22 protein-coding genes, 1 tRNA gene and 1 riboswitch are annotated in these 26646 nt (G+C 64.2%); of the genes, 16 read left to right on the forward strand and 7 right to left on the reverse strand.

The features are described 5' to 3' along the window. The first annotated feature begins 26 nt into the window (after positions 1–26). The 3 genes from ftsY to AB1A62_RS18850 all read left to right on the forward strand — a co-directional run bounded on the left by ftsY (position 27) and on the right by AB1A62_RS18850 (position 2863). Positions 27–1235, forward strand: coding sequence for a signal recognition particle-docking protein FtsY (ftsY, locus tag AB1A62_RS18840; protein WP_366663023.1), 1209 nt, complete (start codon positions 27–29; stop codon positions 1233–1235). A gap of 83 nt (positions 1236–1318) precedes the next feature. Then, positions 1319–2221: a DMT family transporter gene (locus AB1A62_RS18845; RefSeq protein WP_366663024.1), complete on the forward strand. Its 903-nt coding sequence runs from the start codon at positions 1319–1321 to the stop codon at positions 2219–2221. A gap of 30 nt (positions 2222–2251) precedes the next feature. After that, complete coding sequence (locus tag AB1A62_RS18850; RefSeq protein ID WP_366663025.1) at positions 2252–2863, forward strand: inner membrane-spanning protein YciB; 612 nt, start codon at positions 2252–2254, stop codon at positions 2861–2863. Positions 2864–2894: 31 nt separating this feature from the next. Here AB1A62_RS18850 and AB1A62_RS18855 read toward each other — a convergent pair whose 3' ends face one another. Beyond that, positions 2895–3584 carry a glutathione S-transferase N-terminal domain-containing protein gene (locus tag AB1A62_RS18855; protein ID WP_366663027.1) on the reverse strand — a complete coding sequence of 230 codons (690 nt, stop codon included), beginning with the start codon at positions 3582–3584 and terminating at the stop codon, positions 2895–2897. Positions 3585–3720: 136 nt separating this feature from the next. Continuing rightward, positions 3721–3799: riboswitch (SAM riboswitch) on the forward strand. Between the two features lie 61 nt (positions 3800–3860). On the opposite strand from AB1A62_RS18855, the gene metZ reads away from it, so the two are divergent. Then, a complete protein-coding gene (gene metZ, locus AB1A62_RS18860) occupies positions 3861–5051 on the forward strand; it encodes an O-succinylhomoserine sulfhydrylase (RefSeq protein ID WP_366663028.1) in 1191 nt (396 codons plus the stop codon). 105 nt (positions 5052–5156) lie between these two features. Here metZ and AB1A62_RS18865 read toward each other — a convergent pair whose 3' ends face one another. Together AB1A62_RS18865 and AB1A62_RS18870 are read right to left on the reverse strand one after the other, a co-directional pair. Then, positions 5157–6407 carry a Xaa-Pro peptidase family protein gene (locus tag AB1A62_RS18865; RefSeq protein ID WP_366663029.1) on the reverse strand — a complete coding sequence of 417 codons (1251 nt, stop codon included), beginning with the start codon at positions 6405–6407 and terminating at the stop codon, positions 5157–5159. Next, positions 6404–7192 (reverse strand): 2OG-Fe(II) oxygenase, encoded by a 789-nt coding sequence (locus tag AB1A62_RS18870; RefSeq protein WP_366663030.1) that lies wholly within the window; start codon positions 7190–7192, stop codon positions 6404–6406. Before AB1A62_RS18870 ends, AB1A62_RS18865 begins: the two co-directional genes overlap by 4 nt. A gap of 109 nt (positions 7193–7301) precedes the next feature. Between AB1A62_RS18870 and AB1A62_RS18875 the strand changes: the two genes are divergently transcribed. From AB1A62_RS18875 to AB1A62_RS18930, 12 genes are all read left to right on the forward strand, one after another. Next, complete coding sequence (locus AB1A62_RS18875) at positions 7302–8156, forward strand: LysR substrate-binding domain-containing protein (RefSeq protein ID WP_366663031.1); 855 nt, start codon at positions 7302–7304, stop codon at positions 8154–8156. A gap of 110 nt (positions 8157–8266) precedes the next feature. Beyond that, positions 8267–9370 (forward strand): GTP cyclohydrolase FolE2, encoded by a 1104-nt coding sequence (folE2, locus tag AB1A62_RS18880; RefSeq protein ID WP_366663032.1) that lies wholly within the window; start codon positions 8267–8269, stop codon positions 9368–9370. 303 nt (positions 9371–9673) lie between these two features. Next, positions 9674–10555 (forward strand): hypothetical protein, encoded by an 882-nt coding sequence (locus AB1A62_RS18885; RefSeq protein ID WP_366663033.1) that lies wholly within the window; start codon positions 9674–9676, stop codon positions 10553–10555. Positions 10556–10602: 47 nt separating this feature from the next. Then, complete coding sequence (locus AB1A62_RS18890) at positions 10603–12051, forward strand: TrkH family potassium uptake protein (protein WP_366663034.1); 1449 nt, start codon at positions 10603–10605, stop codon at positions 12049–12051. Positions 12052–12258: 207 nt separating this feature from the next. Continuing rightward, the gene (locus tag AB1A62_RS18895; RefSeq protein WP_366663035.1) at positions 12259–13497 is read left to right on the forward strand and encodes an aspartate kinase; all 1239 of its coding nucleotides are present in this window, start codon (positions 12259–12261) and stop codon (positions 13495–13497) included. Between the two features lie 271 nt (positions 13498–13768). Next, positions 13769–16009, forward strand: a complete 2241-nt coding sequence (gene ptsP / locus AB1A62_RS18900; protein ID WP_366663036.1) for a phosphoenolpyruvate--protein phosphotransferase — start codon at positions 13769–13771, stop codon at positions 16007–16009. Positions 16010–16226: 217 nt separating this feature from the next. Then, positions 16227–18521: a bifunctional salicylyl-CoA 5-hydroxylase/oxidoreductase gene (locus tag AB1A62_RS18905; protein ID WP_366663037.1), complete on the forward strand. Its 2295-nt coding sequence runs from the start codon at positions 16227–16229 to the stop codon at positions 18519–18521. Further along, entirely contained in the window at positions 18518–19243 is a 726-nt protein-coding gene (locus AB1A62_RS18910) for an SDR family NAD(P)-dependent oxidoreductase (RefSeq protein ID WP_366663038.1), read from the forward strand. The genes AB1A62_RS18905 and AB1A62_RS18910 overlap by 4 nt, the downstream gene beginning before the upstream one ends. Next, positions 19240–19692: a MarR family transcriptional regulator gene (locus tag AB1A62_RS18915; RefSeq protein WP_366663039.1), complete on the forward strand. Its 453-nt coding sequence runs from the start codon at positions 19240–19242 to the stop codon at positions 19690–19692. The genes AB1A62_RS18910 and AB1A62_RS18915 overlap by 4 nt, the downstream gene beginning before the upstream one ends. Then, entirely contained in the window at positions 19692–20495 is an 804-nt protein-coding gene (locus AB1A62_RS18920) for an enoyl-CoA hydratase family protein (RefSeq protein ID WP_366663040.1), read from the forward strand. Before AB1A62_RS18915 ends, AB1A62_RS18920 begins: the two co-directional genes overlap by 1 nt. Positions 20496–20586: 91 nt before the next feature. Next, positions 20587–21747: an acyl-CoA dehydrogenase family protein gene (locus AB1A62_RS18925; protein WP_366663041.1), complete on the forward strand. Its 1161-nt coding sequence runs from the start codon at positions 20587–20589 to the stop codon at positions 21745–21747. A gap of 1 nt (position 21748) precedes the next feature. Next, on the forward strand, positions 21749–23362 hold the full coding sequence (locus AB1A62_RS18930) for an AMP-binding protein (RefSeq protein WP_366663042.1): 1614 nt from the start codon (positions 21749–21751) through the stop codon (positions 23360–23362). Between the two features lie 107 nt (positions 23363–23469). Here AB1A62_RS18930 and AB1A62_RS18935 read toward each other — a convergent pair whose 3' ends face one another. From AB1A62_RS18935 to AB1A62_RS18950, 4 genes are all read right to left on the reverse strand, one after another. Next, positions 23470–23931 carry a DUF6538 domain-containing protein gene (locus AB1A62_RS18935; RefSeq protein WP_366663043.1) on the reverse strand — a complete coding sequence of 154 codons (462 nt, stop codon included), beginning with the start codon at positions 23929–23931 and terminating at the stop codon, positions 23470–23472. Positions 23932–24006: 75 nt separating this feature from the next. Continuing rightward, a tRNA-Cys gene (locus AB1A62_RS18940) sits at positions 24007–24080 on the reverse strand. 434 nt (positions 24081–24514) lie between these two features. After that, on the reverse strand, positions 24515–25672 hold the full coding sequence (locus AB1A62_RS18945; RefSeq protein WP_366663044.1) for a hypothetical protein: 1158 nt from the start codon (positions 25670–25672) through the stop codon (positions 24515–24517). A 202-nt stretch (positions 25673–25874) separates the two neighbouring features. After that, on the reverse strand, positions 25875–26588 hold the full coding sequence (locus AB1A62_RS18950; protein WP_366663048.1) for a CbiX/SirB N-terminal domain-containing protein: 714 nt from the start codon (positions 26586–26588) through the stop codon (positions 25875–25877). Between the last annotated feature and the right edge of the window lie 58 nt (positions 26589–26646).

Raw genomic sequence — 26646 nt, forward strand, 5'->3', positions numbered from 1 at the left:
GTGCAGACCCTTTTGCGGAGACCAAGATGGCGTTTTTCTCAAAGCTCAAGGAGCGGCTGTTCAAATCCTCCTCCAAGCTCGAGCAGGGGCTCGACGCGATTGTCGAGGAAGGCGCGGACAGCAGCGCGGCGGAGGCCGTGGAGGCCCAGGTAGAGGCCCATGTCGAGGCGCTGGCTGCGTCCCCTGCGGTGACGCCGGAGCAGCCCGCGCCTGCGCCGGTTCCGCAGCCGGAACCCGTTGCCGAGCCGGAGCCTGCACCCGAACCGGAGCCCGCGCCGGCGCCTCAGCCGGTGGCCGCACCCAAGCCCGCACCGGCACCGCAGCCTGCACCGGAGCCGGAGAAGAAATCGCCGGGCCTGCTAGGCCGCCTGATGGGCCGCACCACGGCGGCTGAGCCGCGCCGGGCGCTGGATGACGACATGCTGGAGCAGTTGGAAGAGCTGCTGATCGCCGCCGACATGGGCGTGGACACCGCTCTGCGCGTCACTGCCAACCTGGCGGAGGGGCGGATGGGCAAGAAGGTTTCCAGCCGCGAGATCAAGGAACTCCTGGCGCAGGAAGTCGCGCGCATCATGGAGCCGGTGGCGAAGCCCTTGCCGATCTATGCCAAGCGCCCGCAGGTGGTGCTGGTGGTGGGCGTGAACGGCTCCGGCAAGACCACCACCATCGGCAAGCTGGCCAGCCAGTTCAAGGGCGCAGGCAAGAAGGTGGTGATTGCCGCGGGCGATACCTTCCGTGCCGCCGCTGTCGAACAGCTGCAGGTCTGGGGCGACCGAGCCGGGGTGCCGGTGCTGACTGCGCCGGAAGGCTCCGACCCGGCCTCGCTGGCGTTTGACGCCATGACCAAGGCTCAGGAAGAGGGCGCTGACCTTCTGATGATCGACACCGCGGGGCGGCTGCAGAACCGCGCCGACCTGATGGAGGAGCTGGCCAAGATCGTCCGCGTCATCCGTAAGAAGGACGAGACCGCGCCGCACAATACCCTGCTGGTGCTGGACGCCACCACCGGCCAGAACGCGCTGAGCCAGGTCGGCACCTTCCAGCAGCTGGCGGATGTGTCCGGCCTGGTGATGACCAAGCTGGACGGCACCGCCAAGGGCGGCGTGCTGGTGGCGCTGGCGGACAAGTTCGGCCTGCCGATCCACGCCATCGGCGTGGGCGAACAGATCGACGATCTGGCGCCCTTTGATCCGGAAGAATTCGCCGCTGCGCTGACGGGTTTGGAGAAATCCTGACCCCAGCTTCCTCTTGCTGAAAATATCCCGTGGGTCCGGGGGCAGAACCCCCGGCGCTCTCCTCCCGCGCAAAGGCATTTGATTTGAGCGATTGGCTGATCTCCCTGGAAGGCACTGAGGCCGGGCATCAGGCAGCGCTTTTTCTGGCCGTCTGGGCGGCCTTTCTGCACGCCGTTTTCGGCGCGCTGCAGAAGGGGCGGCATGATCCCTGGCTGTCGCGCGGGGCGATCGACTTTTCCTACTGCGTGATGGCGGCGCCGTTTGCGCTGTTCGTGGTGCCCTGGCCGGAGCCGCATATGTGGCTGATCTTTCTGATCGCCTGGGTGATCCACGTATTCTACAAGCTGTTCCAGGCGCTGGCCTATACCAAGGGCAGCTATACGGTGGTCTACCCCGTGGTGCGCGGCACCGGGCCGCTGTTCACGGTGATCGGCTCCTTTTTCCTGTTCGGCGAGGTCTTTACCCCGGTGCAATGGCTGGGGGTGGCAGTGCTGCTGGCGGGGATCTTTGGTCTGGCGGCCTATAACTTTGTCTTCCTGGAAGCCAACCGCGACACCTTCGGGGTTGCACTGCTGTTTGCCTTCATCACCGGGTTGTTTGTGGCGGCCTACACCACATATGACGCTTATGGCATCCGGGCGACGGCGGATCCGTTCACCTTCCTGGCGTGGTTTTTCATGATCGACGGGCTGGTGTTTCCGGTGATTGCCTTCACCCGCTGGCGGACAATGCCCGCGCCGCCCGCGCCGGGGCCGCTGATGGTCAAGGGCTTCTTTGGCGGGCTGGTGGCGTTTGCGTCCTTTGGCGCGATCATGCTGGCGACGCGGCTGGACAAGGTCGGCGAGGCGGCGGTGCTGCGCGAGACCTCGACCGTGTTTGCGGCCCTCATCGGCTGGCTGGTGCTGAAGGAAACCGTGGGGCCGCGGCGGATTGCGCTGATGGCTTTGATCGCCTTGGGCGCCGTGATAGTGGAAATGGGCGGCTAAAGCCCGCGTGCAGAATTGACAGGAGGCCCCATGGCCGCAAAGAAGATCAACCCGACCCTGAAGATGGTGCTGGAACTGGGCCCGATCGTCCTGTTCTTCATCGGCTATCTGAAGCTGAAGGATGAGGTGTTTCTGATCGGCGGCAGCGAATACAAGGGCTTCATCGTCATCACCGCGGCCTTCATCCCGCTGATGGTGGCGTCCACGCTCGCCCTGTGGAAGCTGACCGGCCATCTGTCGCGGATGCAGTTTGCCACGCTCATTCTGGTGGTGCTGTTCGGCGGCATGTCGGTGTGGTTCAACGACGACCGCTTCATCAAGATGAAGCCGACGATGCTGTATCTGCTGTTCGGCGGGTTGCTGGGCATCGGCCTGATGCGCGGGCAGAGCTGGCTGAAGGTGGTGATGGAGGAGCTGATGCCCTTGAAGCAGGAGGGCTGGATGATCCTCACCCGGCGGCTCTGCGCCTTCTTCTTCGGGCTGGCGGTGGCGAATGAGCTGATCTGGCGCACCCAGGGCACCGAGACCTGGGTCTATTTCAAGACCTTCGGCCTGCCGGTGGCGATGTTTGCCTTCTTCATGTTCCAGGGGCAGCTGTTTCAGAAATACGGCGAAGAAGAAGAGGCCGGCCCGGCGGAGTAACCGGAGGCTGGCAGGGGCGGGCTCCCGCGGCTTAGCGGGGTTGCCCGAAAATCACCTGTTGGGCCTTGCTGTCCGACCGGTCGGCGCGCAGGTCCGCGTGCAGCGAGCGGCCGGCCACCACGCCGGGGCGGGACCACATCAGATCGAGCCAGCGGGCCAGATGCGGCTTGTTCTCCAGCGTCTGCTGCTGGCCCTCCCACAGCGAGGCCCAAGGCCAGATCGCCATATCGGCAATCGTATAGCCTGCGCCCGCCGCATACTCATTCTCCGCCAGCTGCCGGTCCAGCACGCCGTAGAGACGGGCGACTTCGCTGCGGTAGCGGTCCTTGGCATAGGGCAGATCCTCGGGCGCGTATTTCAGGAAGTGATGCGCCTGGCCCGCCATCGGGCCGACCCCGCCCATCTGCCACATCAGCCATTGATCCGCCTTGAGCCGGGCGTGCTCGTCCTTGCCGTAGAACTGCCCGGTCTTGCGGGCGAGGTATTGCAGGATGGCGCCGCTTTCGAACAGCGAGACCGGCGCGCCGCCCGGTCCGTCCGGGTCGAAGATCGCGGGCATCTTGTTGCCGGGAGAGATCTTCAGGAACTCCGGCGCGAACTGGTCTCCCTTGCCGATGTCGATCAGGGTGACCTCGTAGGGAAGCCCCATCTCTTCCAGCGCGATGGAGATTTTCCAGCCGTTCGGGGTGGGCCAGTAGAAAAGCCGGATGGGGTCCTGCATCTTGCGCCTCCGTCTATCAACCCGGCCACAGGAGCATGGGGCGCGCGGGCAGGCAAGGGGTAGCGGTGCTCACATCCGTGTGACGCGGGGGGGATGCGGCGGCTTGACCGAATCCCGCAAGATGCGTAAAGCCCGTGCATCACATCGTGGCGATTTGTTACCGGATTGCGGGCCACGTTAAACAATCCCGCTAAAGAGGTCAGGACGTGAAGGACCCCCTTTCGCTTGGCCGAATGGGGGTTTTTTGTGCGCTATGGGCGCGAGGAGACAGAAGAGATGAGCGACAACTGGAACAAGCGCACCACGCTGGTGCACGGAGGCACCCGCCGCAGCCAGTACAACGAAGTGAGCGAGGCGATCTTCCTGACGCAAGGGTTTGTCTATGACAGCGCCGAGCAGGCCGAGGCGCGGTTCATCGAGACCGGCCCGGATGAGTTCATCTATGCCCGCTACGGCAACCCGACCGTCGACATGTTCGAAAAGCGCATCGCGGCGCTGGAAGGGGCCGAGGATGCCTTTGCCACCGCCTCCGGCATGGCGGCTGTCAACGGCGCGCTGACCTCGCTGGTGAAGGCGGGCGATCACATCGTGTCCGCGAAGGCGCTGTTCGGCTCCTGCAACTATATCCTGGCGGATGTTCTGGGCCGCTTCGGGGTTGAGGTCACGTTCATCGACGGCACCGACCTGGAGGCCTGGAAGGCGGCGGTGCGCCCGGACACCAAGGCGGTGTTTTTCGAGAGCATGTCGAACCCGACGCTGGAGGTGATCGACATCGCGGGCGTTGCAGAGATTGCGCATTCTGTTGGTGCGACTGTGGTGGTGGACAATGTGTTCTCGACCCCGGTGTTCTCGGATGCCATCGCGCAGGGCGCCGATGTGGTGATCTATTCCGCGACCAAGCATATCGACGGCCAGGGCCGGGCGCTGGGCGGGGTGGTACTGGGCACCAAAGACTACATCCGCGGCACGCTGGAACCCTATATGAAGCACACCGGCGGCTCGCTCAGCCCGTTCAATGCCTGGGTGATGCTGAAGGGGCTGGAGACCCTGTCGCTGCGTGTGAATGCCCAGGCCGAGAGCGCGCTGAAGATTGCCGAGGCGCTGAACGGCCACCCGGCGCTGGAGCGCACAATTTACCCGGGGCTGAAGGACCACGCGCAGAACGCGCTGGTGCAGACCCAGCTGGGCGGCAAAGGCGGTACTGTCTTTTCGCTGGACCTGAAGGGCGGCAAGGACGCGGCGTTCAAGTTCCTGAACGCGATGACCATCCCGGTGATCTCCAACAACCTGGGCGACGCAAAATCCATCGCTACCCACCCGGCGACCACCACCCACCAGCGACTGACCGATGAGCTGAAAGACGAGCTGGGCATTACCCCGGGCCTGGTGCGCTTCTCGGTGGGCCTTGAGGATGCGGATGACCTGATCGCCGACCTGAATGCAGCGCTGGAGGCCTCGCAGGCTTGATACCAAAGACCTGGCGGGATTTCATCTTTCCCGAAATACTCTCGGGGGTGAATTGAGCCGGAGGCTCAAGAGGGGGCAGACAGCCCCCTCTCGTTTTTATCTGGGTCACATCTCCCAGGGGAAACTGTCGAGCCGCAGCGGCCCGTCCGCGGTGACCAGCACCTGGGTTTCCAGCTTGACCGACTCGGAGCCTTTCTCGCCGATCAGGCTTTCGATGCAGATCACCATGTTCTCCTCGAAGCACCCGCCATGGGCGCCCTCAAAATCCAAATTCAGCGGCACCACCGGCCATTCGTCGGCCATGCCCACGCCGTGCGCCGCCAAAGAATAGCGGTAGGGTTGATAGGGTTCGGGGATCTGCCAGCTCTTGGCGTTGAACTCGGCAAAGCTGAGGCCGGGCTGCAAGAGCGCCATGTTGTGGTCGATCTGCGCCCGCGCTGCCGCATACAGCCGCCTTTGCGTGCCGTTCATCGGCGCATAGCCGCAGGTCCAGCTGCGGGAAAGGTCGGCGCAATAGCCGTAGGGGCCGATCATGTCGGTGTCGAAACTGATCATTTCGCCCGTGCGGCATTCGCGGGCGGAGCATTCCTTGTACCAGGGGTTGGTGTTGGGGCCGCAGGTGAGGAGCTTGGTTTCCAGCCACTCGCCGCCGGAGCGGGCGTTCTCAAAGTGAAGATGCGCCCAGAGCTCCTGTTCGGTGACGCCTGGCACAGAGTGTTCGTAGATCCGCGCCATGCCGGCCTCGCAAACGCGGATGGTCCAGCGCATCAGTTCGATTTCATCGGCGGATTTGATGGCGCGGGCGGTCTCGGTGATCCGGCCGCCGTCGATGACCTGGAGGCCCTGCTCTGACAGGGCGTGCACGCCCTCGGGCTCCATCCGGTCGACGCCGAGGCGCATGTTGCCTCCGCCGTATTGCTTGACCAGATCGGCGATTTCCGCCGCCCAGGGCGTCAGCCGGTCCGCGGCTTTGTCGCCTGCGCACATGAACATCCAGCCGATGGCATTGCGGACCTCGTCAATGCCGGGCAGTCCGTCGTTCAGATGCTCGCAGCCCTTGAATTCGAACATGATGCCGGGGCCGCCGTTCAGGATCAGCGCGTAGCGGATCGGATTGTGGGCGGTCCAGACCGACATGTTGGAGCAATCGAACGCATAGCGGATGTTGACCGGGTCATAGAGCAGGAGACCCGCCACGTCCTGTCGGGCCATTTCATCGCGCAGCCGCTGCAGGCGGTAGGCGCGGGCGCGGTCCAGAACGTCCTGGCTCAGCGGGGATTTCAACGGTTTGTCGGCTCCTTCCGCATTCAGGAAGGTGCGTTTGCGCTCGTCCTTGAAAACGGCCACTTCGGTCATGACGCGCGGCCGTAGAAGCCGATGTTTTCCGCGTCGGTGAACCGCACGCCCGGATTTTCGTAGAAAGTGAAGACAGCGATCACCCGTGTCTTGTCCCCTTTCACCGTGCCGACCCGGTGGGGTGAGTTCTTACCGCGGAAGATATTGAGGGTGCCGGGATCAAGGGTGATTGTGCGCATGTTGGGGTCTTGGCCCGCCAGCAGCCGCTCGACGCCTTCGTAGTTCGGGTCGTCATCCGTGCGCAGTTCCGGGCTGTAGATGAACTCGCCGCCTTGGTCGGGCGCTTGCAGCAGCATGGTGGTGGTGAACTCGGACCGGTCGAAATGCCAGTTCAGCGCCTGGCTTGCGCCGTAGGACATGATGTTCAGCCGCGCCAGCGGGTCGTCCATGGTGTAGAGCGCGGGCTTGTCCATGGTGGCGGCGAGGAATTCCGCAAACGGAGGCCAATCGTACAGGCGCAGCACCGGTGAGTCCGGGAACTGGTCGGCGCAGAGGGTGAAGTTCGAGGTCTCGACCTTTTGCAGCGCGGGGTGGTCCGGCGCCAGGCCTTCGACCGCGTCCTTGAAATAGATGTTGTGCCAGCGCTTGTGGTGGAAGCTTTCGGTCTCGAACTTGCCCTTCAGCGCATCAGCGGCTCTTTGGGCGACTTCCGGTTTCATCAGCCCCTCCAGGCTGAACATGCCGTCCGCCGCCAGTTCGGCGCGGCAGCGGTCCACCAGGGCCTGCCATTCCGGGGTGCCGGGGCGGTCGAGCGGGTAACGGTCGAGATCAAGAATGTCGCGCATGGGGTGTTCCTTGGGATCTTTCGTGTTTTCCCAAGCCTGCGCCCCGGCTGCGGATCTGACCACTATAAAATATCTTGGCGAGCATAAGATTTTCTTGCACTGTGCCGCCATGAAACTGCCGCCCTTGAACGCCCTGCGCGCCTTTGAATGCGCTGCCCGCACCGGGAGCTTTTCGGCTGCCGGGGCGGAGCTGGGCGTCAGTTCTGCGGCGGTGTCGATGCAGGTGAAGAACCTGGAGGAGTGGCTGGGGCTGAAGCTGTTCACCCGCCGCGCCAATCAGGTGCGGCTGACCGATGCCGGGCGGGATTATTACCAGAAGGCGGCGATGTCGCTGGCGGAGATTGCCAGTTTCACAGAGGCGCTGACCGAGGGCGGGACCCGGCGGCCGCTGGTGATCTCGGCCACGCCCGCATTGGCGCAGCTATGGCTGCCGGAGCGGCTGAAGGCCTTTGCAGAGGCCCGGCCCGATGTGCCGGTGCGGCTGCGGATCGAGGACGACCGGATTGATCTGGAGGCCGAGGGCATTGATGCGCGGCTGACCTATGGCGGCGAGCATCCCGAGCACCGGACACAGGCCCTGTTCACGGATCAGCTGGTGCCGGTTGGCATAGACCCGCAAACGGACATCCGGACGGCGCCGCTGGTGGAGGTCAGCTGGGGCGAAACGATTTCCTCGGTGCCGGGCTGGCGGCAGTATTTTGTTCAGCACGGGATAGCTCGCGAGGACACGGCGGCGGCGGTGATCGGGCAGTCGGTGCCCTCGGTGGTGGCGCTGGTGCAGGCGGGGCTGGGGATTGCGCTGCTGCCGGAGCAGGTGGTGGGCGGGGAAATCCGCGCGGGCAGGCTGCACCGGCTGAAGGGACCGGTGCTGGAGATGCCGCGGCCCTATGTGCTGGTCACCGCCCATTACAAGTCGCGCTCGCGCCGCTTGCGGACCCTTGCGGAGGTGCTTGGGGTCCGATAAGGCGCCGGTTCTGCCGCAAATGGCGGATCCGTTTTGAAAATTGCCGCGTAACAGTATATGAGGGTGGCCTGCCGCACCCTATATGGGCCGTATCACTGGGGGAAACGCCGATGAACATTCATAACCGCGACGCTGCTGAAGCGCCGGACCGCGAGGCCGCTGCCGCCGCGCTGGATGTGCTGCGGGCCTGGGCTGGCACCGTGACCGAGACCGAGATTGCCGAGCTGGACCCGGCGGTGGCGCGGCTGCTGCCGGGCCGTGAGGTGGGCAACTACCCGGAGCTGTCGCGGCAGTACCCGGAGGATTTCAAATCCGACGAAGCCTACCGCGCGACGCTGCCCGACCTGCAGAACGGGCCGACCAGCCTGATCCGCGGCGCCAAGGAGCAGATCCAGCATGTGGGGATTTCCAATTTCCGGCTGCCGATCCGCTTTCATACCCGCGACGACGGCGACCTGACGCTGGAGACCAGCGTGACCGGCACCGTGTCCCTGGATGCGGGCAAGAAGGGCATCAACATGTCCCGGATCATGCGCACCTTCTACAAGCATGCGGAGCGCACCTTCAGTTTCGAAGTGATGGCGAATGCGCTGGATGATTACCTGAGCGATTTGGACAGCCCGGATGCGCGCATCCAGATGCGGTTCTCCTTCCCGGCGCGGGTAAACAGCCTGCGCTCCGGCCTCAGCGGCTACCAGTATTACGACTTTGCGCTGGAGCTGGTGGACCATGACGGGGTGCGTGAGAAGATCATGCACCTGGATTATGTCTATTCCTCGACCTGCCCGTGCTCCTTGGAGCTGTCGGAGCACGCCCGCCAGGCCCGCGGCCAGCTGGCGACGCCGCATTCGCAGCGCTCGGTGGCGCGGATTTCTGTGCAGTCGGTGCCGGGCAGCGAGTGCCTGTGGTTCGAGGACCTGATCGAGCTGTGCCGCAAGGCGGTGCCGACCGAAACCCAGGTGATGGTCAAGCGCGAAGACGAACAGGCCTTTGCCGAGCTCAATGCCGCCAACCCGATCTTTGTCGAGGATGCGGCGCGGCTGTTCTGCGAGGCGCTGCAGGCGGATGCCAGGATCGGCGATTTCCGGGTGGTCGCCAGCCATCAGGAAAGCCTGCACAGCCATGATGCGGTCAGCGTGCTGACCCAAGGTCCGCTGTTCAAGGCGATGAGCCTGGACCCGAAACTGTTCTCGACCCTGATCCACCAGGGCTAAGTCGCCTGGACCTGCCTGAATTTCAGGCAGGTTTCCGCCGGGTCAGCGTTGAGGTGTGCGGCAATTTCTGCATTGCCGCATTTTTTATGCCGCAGTGCAGAAGTTCATGCTAGCGTCAAATCGAATCCCCCCGGCCGTCCTGCCGGGGGCGAGGGGAGCTTGCGCGCAGGTGTCTGCATTTGACGGCCCGTTTTCCGCTGCATCAGGCCCGGAGCACATCCGGCGCCCGCTCCCTGTTTTCTTTGCCCGGATGCTGCAGTGCTGTCCCGGGGCAAGTGCAGTGCAGGACTTTAGGAGTAACAAATGACGAGCTTTCACAAGATCCCCGGCCTGACGGTCAAGACGCATGAATGGGCAGGCTATGCGGCCGGGCTGCAGATGAAACTGTGGCGCCAGGCGGCAGAGGCCGCGCTGCAGGCGCCGCTGGAGCAGATGCGGCTGGCGCATTCGATGATGGAAGCCCAGCGGCGGCTGCTGCAGGCGGGTGTGCCTGCAGCAGGGGATGCCGCTGCCGCACCGGAGGCAGCCCCGGCCGCGGAGGCTGCCCCGGCGGCTGCGGACGCGGACCTGAAAGCAGAGGCCGCAGCGGCGGCTCCGGCGGCGAAACCGGCGGCGGAAAAGGCCAAAGCCAAGAAGCCCGCAGCACGCAAGACTGCGGCCCGCAAACCCGCTGCGCGCAAGACAACTGCCCGCAAGGCGCCTGCGCGGAAACGGGCGGCCCCCAAGGCGGTGAAGCCGGTGGCCGACCCTGCCGGAACCAAGCCGGAGACTGTCAAACCGGCCGCCGCCAAGGCGGAGCCGGCCAAACAGGCAGTCTCCAAGTCGGCGCCGGTCAAGGAAACCGCCAAGGCGGCGCCGGTTAAACCGGAAGCAGCCAAGGAAACCGCGAAAGCTGCGCAGGCGCCGGCCGCTGCCAAGCCGGCAAACCGGAACGGAACAACTGCCGGGGAGAAGGCGGAGACGAAGCCAGCGGAGTTCCGCAGCGTCTCCGCCGCCCGCCGCGGTGAGGGGGCGCAGGCACCTGCAGCGAAGCCGGACACGGCCAGCACCCCGGCACCGGCGCCCGCAACCGCGTCCAAGGGACAGGACGGGCAGGACGCATCCGCCAAGCGCCCGCGCCAGCCCGCGACGCCGCCGCAGATGCCGCAGCGCAACGCTTCGGGCCCCCGCGGCAGCGGCGAATAAACCCGCCCACTTGACACCTGCCGCGCGGGGGGCCAACGCTGCGCCGCATGTTGGATCTCCGCCCGGTTGGGTATGTCATCGGCCTGCTGGTCGTCATTCTGGGAGCCATGATGGTGTTCCCGCTGCTGGTCGACCTGCTGGACGGCCGGGGCGAATGGCATGTGTTCCTGGAAAGCGCCGTTTTCACCATCCTGGTGGGCGGGCTTTTGTCCCTGAGCTGTGCCAACGGGGTGAAGGAGGGGCTGAGCATCCGCCAGACCTTCCTTCTGACCACGCTGGTCTGGGTGGCGCTGCCGCTGTTCGGGGCGGTGCCGCTGATGCTGGGGGAGACCGAACTGCGGTTTGTCGACGCTTTCTTCGAGGCGATGTCGGGGCTGACCACCACCGGCTCCACGGTGATTTCCGGTCTCGACAATCTGCCGCGCGGGCTGCTGTTGTGGCGCGGCATCCTGCAATGGGTCGGCGGCATCGGCATCATTGTTGTGGCGATGGTGTTCCTGCCCGAGCTGCGGGTCGGGGGGATGCAGATCTTTAAGTCGGAAAGCTTTGACACCTTTGGGAAAATCCTGCCGCGGGCGCAGGCGATCGCCAAGCAGATCTCGCTGATCTACGTGTCTCTGACGATGGCCTGCATGCTGGTCTACATGATGATGGGGATGGGGCCGTTTGATGCGCTGGTGCATTCGATGACCACCATCGCGACCGGCGGATTTGCCAACTACGACGCGTCGTTCGGGGCCTTTGCCGGGCCGGTGGAATATGCCGCCTCCGTCTTTATGATTTTGGCGGCTCTGCCGTTTGTCCGCTATGTGCAGCTGATCAACGGCCATGGCACGCCGCTGCTGCGCGACAGCCAGATCCGCGGTTTCATGATGACACTGGGGCTGCTGGTCGCGGTGGCGGCGGCGGTGCTGTATTACGCGCGCCCGCATGGCGGCGAGGAGGCGCTGCGCTCGGCCCTGTTCAACATCACCTCGATCATGTCCGGCACCGGCTATGCCAGCGCGGACTACATGCAATGGGGCAGCTTCCTGGTGATGATCTTCTTCTTCACCGGGCTGATCGGCGGCTGCGCGGGTTCCACCGCCTGTTCGGTGAAGATCTTCCGCTATCAGCTTCTGTTTGCCTCGATCAAGGTGCAGATCCAGCGCATCCGCTCGCCGCACGGGGTGTTCATCACCCGTTACGAAGGGCGGCCTGTGGATACCGAGGTGCTGAGCTCGGTGATCTCCTTTTTCATGTTCTTCGTGGTGACGCTGGGTTTTGTGGCCTGGGCGCTGGCGCTTACCGGGCTGGACTTCATAACCGCGGTATCCGGCGCGGCGACGGCAGTGGCCAATATCGGGCCGGGCCTGGGCGAGATTATCGGGCCTGCGGGCAATTTCTCGACCCTGAATGATCCGGCCAAATGGATCCTGAGCGCGGCGATGCTGATCGGGCGGCTGGAGCTGATGGCGGTGTATGCGATCCTGACCGTGCGGTTCTGGCGCTCCTGACCGGTGGCGGGCAAACTGCCCGCCTTGACCTTGGGCCGGTTTGGCAGAAGTTGCGCCTGCAGCGCCTTGTGGCGCTTTGCCGCGCTGGAAACCGCGCCGGGGCCGCAGCTTCCTTGCCCGGAAGGCCTGCGCGCACTTGCCCTTGGGGGGCGGCTCGCATATGAGGCACGGGACCGAAACCCGCAAGCGCAGGGAGACCCGTTCCATATGCCCGTACTTGTGATGAAATTCGGCGGCACGTCTGTCGCCAACCTGGACCGCATCCGCCGCGCCGCCAAACGCGTCGGCGTCGAAGTGGCCAAGGGGTATGACGTGATCGTCATCGTGTCGGCAATGTCCGGCAAGACCAACGAGCTGGTCGGCTGGGTCGGTGAGACCTCGCCGCTGTATGACGCGCGCGAGTATGATGCGGTGGTGTCATCGGGCGAGAACGTGACCGCGGGCCTGATGGCGCTGACGCTGCAGGAAATGGATATTCCGGCGCGCAGCTGGCAGGGCTGGCAGGTGCCGCTGATGACCACCTCTGCGCACAGCCAGGCCCGGATCGAGGAGATCCCGCCGGAAAACATCAACGCCAAGTTTGCCGAAGGCATGAAGGTGGCGGTTGTTGCCGGTTTCCAGGGCATCAGCCCGGAGGGCCGCATCACCACCCTGGGCCGCGGCGGTTCCGACACCACGGCGGTGGCTTTTGCCGCGGCGTTCGATGCGGAGCGCTGCGATATCTACACCGACGTGGATGGCGTCTATACTACCGACCCGCGGATTTGCGGCAAGGCGCGCAAGCTGGACAAGATTGCGTTTGAGGAAATGCTGGAGCTGGCCTCGCTGGGGGCCAAGGTGCTGCAAACCCGCTCGGTTGAACTGGCAATGCGCTACAAGGTGAAGCTGCGCGTGCTGTCGAGTTTTGAGGAACAGTCCGACGAGGCCGGAACCCTGGTCTGCGACGAGGAGGAAATCATGGAATCCAATGTTGTAAACGGCGTTGCCTACTCCCGCGATGAGGCCAAGCTGACCGTGCAGTCGGTGGCCGACCGCCCCGGCATCGCGGCGACGATCTTCACCACGCTGTCCGATGCGGGCGTGAACGTCGACATGATCGTGCAGGACGTCTCCGAGGACGGCCGCACCGACATGACCTTCTCCTGCCCGACCGACCAGGTGGCCCGCGCCGAGAAAGCGCTGATGGCGATCAAGGAACAGGGCGAGCTGAACTATTCCGAGCTGCTGGCCGACAAGGATGTGGCCAAGGTCTCGGTGGTGGGCATCGGCATGCGGTCGCAGTCCGGCGTGGCCGCCAAGATGTTCAAGGTGCTGTCGGATGAGGGCATCAACATCAAGGTGATCACCACTTCCGAGATCAAAATCTCGGTGCTGATCGACCGCAAGTACATGGAGCTGGCCGTGCAGGCGCTGCATGACGCGTTCGAGCTGGAAAAAGCCCGCTAACCGCTTATCCGGATGGAATTTTCTGGAATTTGCAAAGGCGCCGTTCGGGCGCCTTTGTCATGTGCGCCCTGTGGCGGGCGATGTTCTGCCCAAGGCTGCGGCGGGATGCTTTGATTGCGGGCAATGCTGCAAAAACACTTGGACTTTTTCCGCCGGGGTGGGACAAGTGGGTGGAGGAGAGAGCACTGGCGTACTACTCTGGGCGGTGTCCGTTCCGGCAGAGCAATCAGGGCGGCAGTGTGCAGGGAAGAAACCTCGGGAGAGGGTGAGAATGGCCGATACCACGGAATCCGAAAGCAGGAAGCTTCTGGGCCGCTTGCGCGAGGCGATGGCGAGTGATGATGCCGGCCAGGCGCGGCTCGACAAGATCACCCATCTGATCGCCGACAGCATGGGGACCGAGGTGTGCTCGGTCTATCTGTTCCGCGACGACGAGACCCTGGAGCTGTGCGCGACTCAGGGTTTGAACATCGAATCGGTGCACCAGACCCGGATGCGGATCGGTGAAGGCCTGGTCGGCCGGGTGGCGCGCTATGGCAAGGTTGTGAACACCCCGGATGCGCCCAACGCCAAGGGGTTCCGCTATATGCCGGAAACCGGCGAGGAGCGGTATTCCTCCTTCCTGGGCGTGCCGGTGCAGCGGCTGGGCGAGATGCTGGGCGTGCTGGTGGTGCAGTCCAAGGAGGCGCGCGAGTTTTCCGCCGATGCGGTCTATGCGCTGGAAGTGGTGGCGATGGTGATCGCCGAGATGACCGAGCTGGGCGCCTTTGTCGGCGAGGGCGCGGCGCTGTCGCCGCTGCACCAGCAGGCGGTCCTGATCCACGGCACCTCAGCCCAAGAGGGCGCGGCAGAGGGCCTGGTCTGGCTGCATGAGCCTCGGGTGATCGTGACCAACCCGATTGCCGATGATCCGCAGCGCGAGCTGGAGCGGCTGAACGATGCGGTTGAGGAGCTGCGGGTCGGTGTCGACAAGATGCTGGAGGTGTCCCGCAACGGCGACAAGGAGCAGCTGCAAGTCCTTGAGGCTTATAGGATGTTCGCCAACTCCAAGGGCTGGATGCGGCGCATGGAAGAGGACATCGCCCGCGGTCTGAGTGCCGAGGCTGCGGTGGAAAAGGAGCAGTCCCAGGCCCGCACCCGGATGAGCCAGGTGCAGGATGCGTATCTGCGCGAACGGCTCAGCGACCTGGATGATCTGTCGAACCGGCTGCTGAGGATCCTGACCGGGCAAGGGGCTGATACCGGCGCGGAGCTGCCGGAAAACCCGATCCTGATTGCCCGCAACATCGGCCCCGGCGACCTGCTGGAATACGGCCGCAACCTGCGCGGTATCGTGCTGGAGGAGGGCTCTGTCGGCTCTCACGCGGCGATTGTGGCGCGGGCGCTGGCGATTCCGCTGGTGGTCAATGCCAAGCGGGTCACCACCGAGGCGCTGAACGGCGACCACATCATGGTGGATGGCGATCAGGGGGTGGTGCACCTGCGCCCGGATGACACGGTTGTCGGCGCCTTCCGCGACAAGATCGCGATGCACACCAAGGCGCAGGAGCGCTATGCCTCGATCCGCGACAAACCCGCTGTCACCATCGACGGGCAGCGCATCAACATGGTGATGAACGCGGGGCTGATGGCCGATCTGCCGTCGCTGGACGGCTCCGGCGCCGAGGGAGTGGGCCTTTTCCGCACCGAGCTTCAATTCCTGGTGCGCAACCAGATGCCGAAGCGGTCGGAGCTGGTTGCGCTGTACAAGCGGGTGCTGGATGCCGCCCACGGCAAGCCGGTGGTGTTCCGCACGCTGGACATCGGCTCCGACAAGGTGCTGCCCTACATGAAGCCCACCGATGAGCCGAACCCGGCGCTGGGCTGGCGGGCGATCCGGGTGGGGCTGGACAAGCCCGGCGTGATGCGGATGCAGCTGCAGGCGCTGCTGCGCGCGGCCGAAGGGCGGCCGCTGTCGATCATGTTCCCCTTTGTCGCCCAGTTCGAGGAATACCGTTCCGCCAGGGCGGAGGTCGAAAAGACCATCGAGCGCGAGCGCATCCTGGGCCATGTGCTGCCGGCGGATCTGAAGATCGGCGCGATGCTGGAGACACCCTCGCTGGCCTACGCGCCGCAGAAGTTCTTTGACGAGGTGGCCTTTGTCTCGATTGGCGGCAATGACCTGAAGCAGTTCTTTTTTGCCGCCGACCGCGAGAATGAGCGGGTGCGCCGCCGCTATGACACGCTGAACGTGAGCTTCCTGAGCTTCATCGAGCGGATCGTGGAACGCTGCGCGATCTCCGGCACGCCGCTGAGCTTCTGCGGCGAGGACGCGGGCCGCCCGGTCGAGGCCGTCTGCCTGGCGGCGATGGGCATCCGCACGCTGTCGATGCGCCCGGCCTCCATCGGGCCGGTGAAATCGCTGCTGATGCGAGTGGACCTGGGCGAGCTGCGCAAGATCATCTCGGATGCCCGCCACCGCGGCGACCAGGCAGTGCGCCCGGCGGTGATGGAATACCTGCGCGGGCTGTAATCCCCGTCTGCCGGGGCGGGAAACCTGTTGCCCGGCACCGGGCTCCGCTCACGGCCCGGGCTTATGCGAAACAATTATTCTGCCTCGGCGGGGCCGGGGCAGGGCTGGTGGGTCTGGTCAATACAATTATTTCAAGCTTAAAACTTTAGGCTTGAAGTTTTTCAGGACCTGCTTATCCTGATCCTCAGAGACGTGCGCTGAGCGGGAAGGGATGATCATGAAAGTCGTCTGTCTGGGAGGAGGGCCTGCCGGCCTCTACTTTGCCATCTCGATGAAACTGCGGCAGCCGGAGGCCGAGGTCACAGTGGTCGAGCGCAACAAGCCTGATGACACATTCGGCTGGGGCGTGGTGCTGTCGGATGACGCGCTGGAAAACCTGAGCGCCAATGATCCGAAGAGCGCGGAGGCGATCCGCGAAAACTTTGCCTATTGGGACGATATCGCGGTGGTGCACAATGGCGCCCGCACGGTGTCGGGAGGGCATGGGTTTGCCGGGATCGGGCGCAAGCAGATGCTTTTGCTGCTGCAGGACCGGGCGCGGGAACTGGGTGTGAATCTGCAGTTCGAGACTGTGGCCAAGCCTGCCGCGGAGTACCAGAAGGATTATGACCTGGTGGTCGGCTGCGACGGGTTGAATTCCAGTGTCCGCAATGAGTTCGCGGAGCATTTTAAACCGGAAATCGACGTGCGGCCCTGCAAGTTCATCTGGCTGGGCACCCATCAGAAATTCGACGATGCCTTCACCTTCATCTTCGAGAAGACACAGCACGGCTGGATGTGGATCCACGCCTATCAGTTCGACGCCGATACCGCGACGGTGATTGTCGAATGCTCGGCCGAGACCTGGGAAGCTTGGGGCTTTGAGGGCATGAGCAAGGAAGAGATCATCCGCACCTGCGAGGAGATCTTTGCCGACCATTTGGATGGCCATGCGCTGATGTCGAACGCGGCGCATTTGCGCGGGGCGGCGGTGTGGATCAACTTCCCGCGGGTGCTCTGCGAGAAATGGCATCACGAGAATGTGGTGCTACTGGGCGATGCCTCCGCCACCGCGCATTTTTCCATCGGGTCCGGTTCGCGGCTGGCGTTTGACAGTGCGATTGCGCTGGCGGAGCTGGTCAGCACCGAGCCGACGCTGGAGCGCGCCTTTGAGCGTTATCAAGAGGAACGGCGGCTGGATGTGCTGCGGCTGCAATCGGCGGCGCGGAACTCGCTGGAGTGGTTCGAGGAAGTCGAGCGCTACCTGGATATGGATCCGGTGCAGTTCAATTACTCTCTGCTGACCCGCTCGCAGCGGATTTCCCACGAAAACCTGCGCCTTCGCGATGCGGAGTGGCTGCAGAGCGCCGAGAAGTGGTTCCAGGACAAGGCAGGCGCGCCGGCGGACGCACCGGTGCGGCCGCCGATGTTCGCGCCGTACAAACTGCGGGATATGGAGTTGAAGAACCGGATCGTGGTCTCCCCCATGGCGCAATACAAGGCGGTGGAGGGCTGCCCGACGGACTGGCATTTCGTCCACCTGGGCGAGCGCGCCAAGGGCGGGGCGGGACTGGTCTATACCGAGATGACTTGTGTGTCAGCCGAAGGCCGGATCTCGCTAGGCTGTCCGGGCCTTTATGCACCGGAGCATGAAGCGGCGTGGAAGCGGCTTACGGATTTCGTGCATACGGAAACCAGCGCCAAGATCTGCTGCCAGATCGGCCATTCGGGCCGCAAGGGATCGACCCAGCTGGGCTGGGAGGAAATGGACGCGCCCTTGCCGGAAGGGAACTGGGAGACGGTTTCAGCCTCGCCCATCCCGTGGTCGGACAACAACCCGGCGCCGCGGGAGATCACGCGGGCGGAAATGAATCAAATCCGGGACGAATTTGCCGCATCGGCGCAGATGGCGGAGCGCGCCGGGTTTGACATGATCGAACTCCATGCGGCGCACGGCTACCTGATTTCGTCCTTCATCTCGCCGAAGTCGAACATCCGCACCGACGAGTACGGCGGTTCCTTGGAGAACCGCCTGCGCTACCCGCTGGAGGTGTTCCAGGCGATGCGCGCGGTCTGGCCGGAAGGGAAACCGATGTCGGTCAGGATCTCCGCCAATGACTGGGTCGGCGACGAGGGAGTGACGCCGGAGGAGGCGGTGGAGATCGCCAAGGCCTTCACTGCGGCCGGGGCGGATATCATCGACGTGTCGGCCGGGCAGACCTCCACCGATGCGCAGCCGGTCTACGGCCGCATGTTCCAGACGCCGTTCTCCGACCGCATCCGCAACGAGGCCGGGATTGCCACCATGGCGGTCGGCAACATCTATGAGGCGGATCATGCCAATTCGATCCTGATGGCGGGGCGGGCCGATCTGGTCGCGGTGGCGCGGCCGCATCTGGCTGATCCCTATTGGACACTGCATGAGGCGGCGCGGATCGGCGACCGGCACGGGGACTGGCCGCTGCCGTATCTGGCGGGCCGCGATCAGCTATGGCGGCTGGCCGACCGCGAGGCGGAGGTGATCCGGGCATGACACGCAGGGTTCTGGTCACGGGCGGCGGTACGGGGATCGGCAAGGCGATTGCCCATGCCTTTGCCGCGGACGGCTGCCATGTCACCATCGCCGGGCGCCGCCGGGAACCGCTGGAGGCGGCGGCGGAAGGGCTGGAGCTGGAGATCCGGGTGGCGGATGTGACGGATGAGGCGCAGGTGGAGGCGTTGTTTGATACGCCTTACGATGTAGTGATTGCCAATGCCGGCACCGGCGTTGCGGCGCGGATCGAGGACGTTGAGCTGGAGGAATGGCAGCGCACCTTGACGGTGAACATGACCGGAACCTTCCTGACGTTCCGGGCTGCGCTGCGAGCGGAGATGAAACCCGGCGGGCGGCTGATTGCCATTGCCTCCACCGCATCCTTGCAGGGCGGGGCGCAGATCCCGGCCTATGCGGCCTCCAAACACGGGGTGCTGGGGCTGGTGCGGTCGGTGGCGCAGAGCGTGGCCAAGCGCGGGATCACCTGCAATGCGATTTGCCCCGGGTTTGTTGATACCGAGATGGCGGAGAGTGCGATCACCGGGCTGATGGCCAGGCATGATATACCGCGGGAGAAGGCGCTGAAGATGGTGGTTGGCGGCAACCCGATGCAGCGGCTGATCGCGCCGGAGGAAGTGGCGGCCACGGCGGTGTTTCTGGCATCTGAAGGCGCGGCCTCAGTCAATGGGCACGCAATGAGCGTGTCGGGAGGGGAGATTTGAGCACGACATCAAAAGACCGGCTGCGGCTGTGGCTGAAGGTGCTGAAAGCCACCAAGGCGGTGGAAAGCGAAGTGCGCGAGAACTTGCGGCGGGATTTTGCAACCACGCTGCCGCGGTTTGACGTGATGGCAGCGCTGATGCAGCATGAAAAAGGCTTGAAGATGAGCGAGTTGTCGGGAGTTCTGAAAGTCTCCAACGGCAATGTGACCGGCATCGTCGAGCGGCTGGTCGAGGACGGCCACGTGCAGCGCGAGAAGGTCGAGGGCGACCGCCGCGCCAATCTGGTGCGGCTGACGCAGGCGGGCAAAACCGAGTTTTCCCGCCAGGCGGAGGCGCATGAGGGCTGGATTAACGCGGCCTTTGACGGGCTGACCGCGGATGAGGCGCAAGGCATTGCCGAGAGCCTTGAAGCCGTGGCGCAGCGGCTGGAAGAAGGAGGCAAGGTATAATGGTGAGGAGAGGTGCGACCCATTTCCTGTGCCGGATCGAGGATGGCATTGCCACGGTTTCCTTAGACCGGCCGGAGCGGAAGAATCCGCTAACCTTCGACAGCTATGCGGAGCTGCGCGACTGGTTCCGCGACCTGCACTATGACGACAGGGTCAAGGCGGTGGTCTTTGCCTCCAACGGCGGCAATTTCTGTTCCGGCGGCGATGTGCACGACATCATCGGGCCGCTGACGAAGATGAGCATGAAGGAGCTTCTCGCCTTCACCCGGATGACCGGCGATCTGGTCAAGGCAATGGTGAATTGCGGCAAGCCGGTGATTGCGGCGATAGACGGCATCTGCGTCGGCGCAGGTGCGATCATCGCCATGGCCTCGGACATCCGGATTGCCACGCCGGAGGCCAAGACCGCGTTTCTGTTCACCCGTGTCGGCCTTGCGGGCTGCGACATGGGCGCCTGCGCAATCCTGCCGCGGATCATTGGTCAGGGACGGGCGGCGGAGCTGCTCTATACCGGGCGGTCGATGAGCGCCGAGGAGGGCCACGCCTGGGGCTTTCACAACAAGCTGGTTGCGGCGGACGAACTGGAAGCGGAGGCGCAGAGTTGGGCCGCACGGATCGCGGCGGGTCCGAACTTCGGCCACATGATGACAAAGACCATGCTGGCGCAGGAATGGTCGATGTCGATCGAGCAGGCGATCGAGGCCGAGGCCCAGGCGCAGGCGATCTGCATGCAGACGGCGGATTTCGAACGCGCCTACCATGCCTTTGTGAACAAGGAAAAGCCGCTGTTTGAGGGCGACTGAAGTGTAACACCGCTGGAGCCCGCGCCGGAGGAGGGCGCGGGAGTCTCCGGCGGGAGTATTTTGGGAAAGATGAAACTGGGAGGGCCGCGCGATGGCGGACAGGACGTTTCTGAACTGGCCGTTTTTTGAGGACCGGCACCGGGCGCTGGCTGAGGAGCTGGAGGCCTGGGCCGCGGCGCATCTGGCGGGGATTGATCATTCCGACACCGATGCCGCTTGCCGGGCGCTGGTGGCCGCACTGGGCGAGGGCGGCTGGACACAGCATTCCGCCTCGATGGCGGGCGAGCAGCTGGACGTGCGCAGCCTGTGCCTGATCCGCGAGACGCTGGCGCGCCATGACGGGCTGGCGGATTTTGCCTTTGCCATGCAGGGGCTGGGCACCGGGGCGATTTCGCTGTTCGGCACCGAAGCGCAGCAGCAGGAATGGCTGCCGCTGACGCGCGCGGGCAAGGCGATTTCGGCCTTTGCCCTGACTGAGCCGCAGTCGGGGTCGGATGTGGCGAACTCCACCATGACCGCCGCGCTGGATGGCGACCACTATGTGCTGAACGGCGAGAAGACCTGGATCTCCAACGGCGGCATTGCCGATGTCTACACGCTGTTTGCCCGCACCGGCGAGGCGCCGGGCGCCAAGGGGCTGAGCGCCTTTATCGTGCCTGCGGGGCTGCCGGGGTTCGAGGTTGCCGAGCGGTTGGAAACCATTGCGCCGCATCCGCTGGCGACGCTGCGGTTCACAGATTGCCGGATCCCGAAATCGGCGCTGCTGGGGCAGCCGGGCGCGGGCTTCAAAATTGCGATGTCGGTGCTGGATGTGTTCCGCTCCACCGTGGCAGCGGCGGCGCTGGGCTTTGCCCGCCGGGCGCTGGACGAGTCGCTGGCGCGGGTGGCCGCGCGGCAGGTGCAGGGGGCGCCGCTGTTCGATCTGCAGATGGTGCAGGGGCATATCGCCGATATGGCGCTGGATGTGGATGCCAGCGCGCTGCTGGTCTACCGCGCCGCCTGGGCCAAGGATTCCGGTGCTGCGCGTGTTACCCGCGAGGCGGCGATGGCCAAGCTGTTTTCAACCGATCAGGCGCAGCAGGTCATCGACAAGGCTGTGCAGCTGCATGGCGGCGACGGCGTGCGCCGGGGCCAGAAGGTGGAGGAGCTCTACCGCGATATCCGGGCCTTGCGGATTTACGAGGGCGCCTCGGACGTGCAGCGGGTGGTGATCGCGCGCCAGGCGCTCGGCGCCTTTCAGGGAGGGAATTGAGATGCTGGGACCAACCGCGCATATAGACACATTCGCCCGGGACAACCTGCCGCCCAAGGAGCAGTGGCCGGAGTTCCTGCTGGAGGGGTTCCAGTACCCTGAGTACCTGAACGCCGCGGTCGAGCTGACCGATGCGATGGTGGAAAAGGGCTTCGGCGACCATACGGCGCTGATCGGCAACGGGCGCTACCGCACCTACAAGGAGCTGGCGGACTGGACCAACCGGCTGGCGCATGTGCTGACCGAGGACCTGGGCGTGAAGCCCGGCAACCGGGTGCTGATCCGGTCCGCCAACAACCCGGCGATGGTGGCCTGCTGGCTGGCGGCAACCAAGGCGGGCGCGGTGGTGGTCAACACCATGCCGCTGTTGCGCAAGGGGGAGCTGGCCAAGATCGTCGACAAGGCCGAGATCTCCCACGCGCTGTGCGACACAAGGCTGAAGGATGAACTGGTGGCCTGCGCCAAGGAATCGAAGTTTCTGAAGACCGTTGTGGGCTTTGACGGCACCTCCAACCACGACGCGGAACTGGACCGGCTGGCGCTGGAGAAACCTGTTGCCTACGAAGCCGTGAAGACCGGCCGCGACGACGTGGCGCTGCTGGGGTTCACCTCCGGCACCACCGGGTCGCCCAAGGCAACGATGCATTTTCACCGCGATCTGCTGATCATCGCCGATGGCTATGCGCGCGAAGTGCTGGATGTGCAGCCGGAGGACGTGTTTGTCGGCTCGCCGCCGCTGGCCTTTACCTTCGGTCTGGGCGGGCTGGCGATCTTCCCGCTGCGCTTTGGCGCCGCGGCGACGCTGTTGGAAAATGCCTCTCCGCCGAATCTCATCGAGATCATCGAGAAGTACAAGGCCACCGTCTGCTTTACCGCGCCCACCGCCTATAGGGTGATGCTGCGGGCGATGGAGGAGGGGGCGGATCTGTCCTCGCTCCGGGCGGCGGTTTCAGCGGGGGAGACTCTGCCCGCGCCGGTCTATCAGGAATGGATGCAGAAGACCGGCAAGCCGATGCTGGACGGGATCGGCGCAACCGAGCTCTTGCATATCTTCATCACCAACCGATTCAGCGATCACCGGCCGGCTTGCACGGGCAAACCGGTGGGCGGTTATCAGGTGAAGGTGCTGGATGCGGACGGCAATGAGGCGCCCCGCGGCGAGGCCGGGCGGCTGGCGGTCAAGGGGCCGACCGGCTGCCGCTATCTGGCCGATGAACGGCAAGGGGAATACGTGCAGGACGGCTGGAACATCACCGGCGACAGCTTCATCCGGGACGCAAACGGCTACCTGCATTTTGCGGCCCGCAATGACGACATGATCGTCTCCTCCGGCTACAACATTGCAGGCCCCGAGGTGGAGGCAGCGCTGCTGGCGCATGAGGCAGTGGCGGAATGCGCGGTGGTTGGCTTGCCGGATGAGGCGCGCGGCGAGATCGTGCAGGCGCATGTGGTGCTGGCCGAAGGGCAGGCGCCGTCTGAGGCACTGGTCAAGCTGCTGCAGGACCATGTGAAGGCAACAATTGCGCCCTACAAGTACCCGCGCTCGGTGGTGTTCACCGGGGCGCTGCCGAAGACCGAGACCGGCAAGATCCAACGGTTCAAGCTGAAAGGATAGCGGGGCAGGGCTGGATGGGACTTTCCAAGCTCTGACGCGGCTGACTGCCCGTGAGAATTTTCCAAGAAAGAAGCACCGCCCTTGGCCAGAGGCACGGGTGGCGCTTGTCATTTGGCAGGCGTATCGCCTGCCTCCTTACCGGTTCTTCCGGAACGGCGGCTCACCGCCGGCCTTGATGCAACCGTGCCCGGAGTGGACACCTTGTTTCCGAGGCCCTTGTCGTCCGGGTCATCAAGGTCATGGGCATCTTCAGCGTACTTGTGGGCCATGATGGTGCCCTCAAGATCACCATTGTCTTCCAGCCTTTGAACCTCTGCAGCATCGCCAATCCACCCCAGCGCATCGCTTATCATATCCCGCATGTCTGGCTTGCAGGCGTCCAGTTGGGCGTAAAGCTCAGTTGCAATGTTGTGCTGGCGACGTTTGGCATCACCTAAATCGCTGGTCCCAGTAGACCGCTTAAGCTGTTTGCGTCCATTGAAATGCCCCCGCAAGTCAGCCGGGATTGTCAACAAGACGTAGTACTTGCCTTTGTTCTTGGCGAGAGACGTGGCGGGGTAGTCGGGCACAAATATCCTCCGAAGTATCCTCCTTGGAATACTCCAAGTTCTTATATTATTGGGACAAATCGGAAAAATGGTCATTGGAGGCGAGTACCGGAATCGAACCGGTGTACACGGATTTGCAATCCGCTGCGTCACCACTCCGCCAACTCGCCATCCGTGGTGTAAGGCGTGATTAATCATATGCCCGGCGTCGGCGCAAGAGGCCAAATGCCTTTGCCTCGGCCAAATTTGCTTTTCTTTACGCAAGGCCAGCCACTGGCGGCAACCCGTGATCTTTCCGGGCATGGGCCGGAAGCAATGTACTGCTTGGCGGCAACGCTGTGGTGAAAGGGCTGCGCAAAAAAATACCTTCCAAGGCACTCGCCCGCGGGAGAAGTTCCCAAAAACCGGTAGTGGCCGTGTCTTAGATGACTACTTGCCCGTTCAATTGAACGCGTTTGGTGCTTAAGGCGTATCGGGGCGCCGCCGTTTTTTTGCGGGAATTTCGCCCAACAAAAGCCGGCGGCACCCCTCGGGTTCGCAGGGAATTCGGTTAAGGTCGCGCTGCGCAGCGGTGTGATCATACCGCATCTCATCCGGGAAAAGACTAACCTAGGACGTCCCGCGCATTGGTGACGCGAATGTCATGATGCTGAAGGGCTTCCACCAGGTTGGGAATGCTCCGCCAGTCTTCGCGGAAAGCGGTGCGGCTGGGGCCCGGGTTTGCAACCGGATACTTCACGTCCCGGCCGAGCAGCAGGCGCCCGAGGTCCGGGCGCAGATCGTGATCGGACAGGCTGGGCAGGTGCATGGAGCGCAGGGCGCGGGTGACGTTTGCGCCATGGTAAGCGGACACGAAGAGGCTGTCGCAGATGCTGCGCAGGAAGCCCATGTGGGAGCCCTGCAGCACAGCGCCCCGGGCGACGACACCGTGCGCGGTGCTCCGGATGGCGTGTTTGGCGAAAAGCGCGTCTGCAACGGGGGCGCAAGCCGGCAGTTTCTGGCACCCCATCCGGTAGGCGGACCGGAGCTTCTTGTAGAAGGTGCTGCGCGATGCCGAATAGAAGCGCCAGTTCGGGGCCAGATAGATGTCCCCGAGCTGGCCTTTCCAGAAAACCGCGTTTTGGTCGCAGGCTTCCGCGATGTCCCGAAGCGCAGCCGCCCATTTCCAGCTGCCGTGATGAACCTGGCCCGCAGCCTCTGCAATCTCCCGCTGCTTCAGGTCCGGGTCTTCTGTATCCTCAAGCCGTCTCACCTCGATCCCGAGGCTGTTTTCCACGGAGAATTTTCTGACCAGCTCGAAGTTCGGCTCGGCGCTGTAGGCAACAACCGGGTTCGACCACTTCAGGAGCAGCAGATTCAGACTGTCTTTGCCGCCGCAGAGGATGATGTTCGTCTTGCCGGGGTTTGCTGCTTCGACCTGATCGGCATCTTCCTGCATCGCGGCGGCAAGGCGTTCCAGGAACCGCGTCTTGTCCCGTTCCAGGCCGGTGAAATGCACTTTCCCGGTGAGCCGCTCGATGCCCTTGATCGCAACGGGGTTGGGCCTGCAGACATCATTGAACCCGGAGGAAATGGCCCGGCAGAAAGCCGGATCAAGCTCAACTTCACCCACCAGCCTGGCGAGCCGGTAGACTGAAAATGAGTAATAGTTCCCGTATCTGTACAAAGGGTAGAAGGCGGATTCGATTTTCGGAGCCGCCTCTGAAAAAAACACCGATGCATCATGCTTCAGCCACAGATCGTGATCCGAAGTGTTGCCCAAGAATAAATTCTTTATAGGTTGATCAAGCAAAGCAAAACAATCCTCTTGGGTTGTATTTCCGCCTCCCGGGGTAGCGTATTGAAGCCGCTAAGTCGAAGACTTTCTTGATCGCCGCAGGTCCTGCCGGTTCGGTGCTGCTCTGCCGTATTGTGTGCCTGTGGCAGGTCCTGGCGCATTCAAAGGCCGCTGCACACCCGAAACCTCACCCGCCGGCGCTTTGGTCCAGGCTTGCTGCGCGGATGGCTGCGGCAATGAGCGCCGGAGCGCCGGGCAGGGCGCCGGCCACCGGCAGCACGGTGCCGCCGTATGCAGCGGCCTCCAGTGCTTCCGGAAGGTCCTGTTTCACGTGGTCGCCGGCCTGGGCGAAAAAGGGCAGGCAGATGGACCGCGCAGGCAGGGGGGCGGCGGCGGTTTCAATCCGCGGGTCTTGTTCGACATAGCCCAGCGACAACGTGCAGCCCGGCAGAAGGGGGCTGAGCCTGGCGGCGAAATCCTCTGCCGCCTCTGCGGCGCGCGCGCCGCGGGCAGAACCATGGGCGGCCAGCAGCAGGTTCAGGGTTTCCAACGGCCAGCCCCGGTCTGCTGCCGTCTGCCGCACGGCGTTTGCGGCAAGGTCCGGCAGGCCGCTGTCCAGGCCGAACGGCGCGGCCATGCGGCAGGCGCGGCCCTCGAGGCGGGCGGGCAGCACCTTGCTGGTGAAATAGCCGCGCGACATGAAAAACGGATAGACCACGGCACCCTCTTGCATCACCTCCTCCAGCCGGCCGGGCGCGGCGAGGGTGGCGGAACGGACATCCCAGCCCGGCAGATGCGCTGCCACCGCCGCCGCAGTGGCAGCCAGATCCGCCTCTGCCGGGGCGGGGGCGGAGGGCTGGCCGTGGGCGGTGATAACGGCGGTTTGCGGATTTTGGGTCACGGCGGTCTTCCGGTGGTCTGGACAGGCGGCGGGGCGGATGGATTGTGCTGTGAGTTGG

The sequence above is a fragment of the Leisingera sp. JC11 genome (assembly GCF_040704725.1).
In the GTDB taxonomy this organism is placed as follows: domain Bacteria; phylum Pseudomonadota; class Alphaproteobacteria; order Rhodobacterales; family Rhodobacteraceae; genus Leisingera.

What these genes read in the sequence shown, in the direction of transcription:
- ftsY (WP_366663023.1), top strand. Translation starts at nt 27, where the DNA reads ATGGCGTTTTTCTCAAAGCTCAAGGAGCGGCTGTTCAAATCCTCCTCC.
- AB1A62_RS18850 (WP_366663025.1), top strand. Translation starts at nt 2,252, where the DNA reads ATGGCCGCAAAGAAGATCAACCCGACCCTGAAGATGGTGCTGGAACTG.
- AB1A62_RS18855 (WP_366663027.1), bottom strand. Translation starts at nt 3,584, where the DNA reads ATGCAGGACCCCATCCGGCTTTTCTACTGGCCCACCCCGAACGGCTGG.
- metZ (WP_366663028.1), top strand. Translation starts at nt 3,861, where the DNA reads ATGAGCGACAACTGGAACAAGCGCACCACGCTGGTGCACGGAGGCACC.
- AB1A62_RS18865 (WP_366663029.1), bottom strand. Translation starts at nt 6,407, where the DNA reads ATGACCGAAGTGGCCGTTTTCAAGGACGAGCGCAAACGCACCTTCCTG.
- AB1A62_RS18870 (WP_366663030.1), bottom strand. Translation starts at nt 7,192, where the DNA reads ATGCGCGACATTCTTGATCTCGACCGTTACCCGCTCGACCGCCCCGGC.
- AB1A62_RS18875 (WP_366663031.1), top strand. Translation starts at nt 7,302, where the DNA reads ATGAAACTGCCGCCCTTGAACGCCCTGCGCGCCTTTGAATGCGCTGCC.
- folE2 (WP_366663032.1), top strand. Translation starts at nt 8,267, where the DNA reads ATGAACATTCATAACCGCGACGCTGCTGAAGCGCCGGACCGCGAGGCC.
- AB1A62_RS18885 (WP_366663033.1), top strand. Translation starts at nt 9,674, where the DNA reads ATGACGAGCTTTCACAAGATCCCCGGCCTGACGGTCAAGACGCATGAA.
- AB1A62_RS18890 (WP_366663034.1), top strand. Translation starts at nt 10,603, where the DNA reads ATGTTGGATCTCCGCCCGGTTGGGTATGTCATCGGCCTGCTGGTCGTC.
- AB1A62_RS18895 (WP_366663035.1), top strand. Translation starts at nt 12,259, where the DNA reads ATGCCCGTACTTGTGATGAAATTCGGCGGCACGTCTGTCGCCAACCTG.
- ptsP (WP_366663036.1), top strand. Translation starts at nt 13,769, where the DNA reads ATGGCCGATACCACGGAATCCGAAAGCAGGAAGCTTCTGGGCCGCTTG.
- AB1A62_RS18905 (WP_366663037.1), top strand. Translation starts at nt 16,227, where the DNA reads ATGAAAGTCGTCTGTCTGGGAGGAGGGCCTGCCGGCCTCTACTTTGCC.
- AB1A62_RS18910 (WP_366663038.1), top strand. Translation starts at nt 18,518, where the DNA reads ATGACACGCAGGGTTCTGGTCACGGGCGGCGGTACGGGGATCGGCAAG.
- AB1A62_RS18920 (WP_366663040.1), top strand. Translation starts at nt 19,692, where the DNA reads ATGGTGAGGAGAGGTGCGACCCATTTCCTGTGCCGGATCGAGGATGGC.
- AB1A62_RS18925 (WP_366663041.1), top strand. Translation starts at nt 20,587, where the DNA reads ATGGCGGACAGGACGTTTCTGAACTGGCCGTTTTTTGAGGACCGGCAC.
- AB1A62_RS18930 (WP_366663042.1), top strand. Translation starts at nt 21,749, where the DNA reads ATGCTGGGACCAACCGCGCATATAGACACATTCGCCCGGGACAACCTG.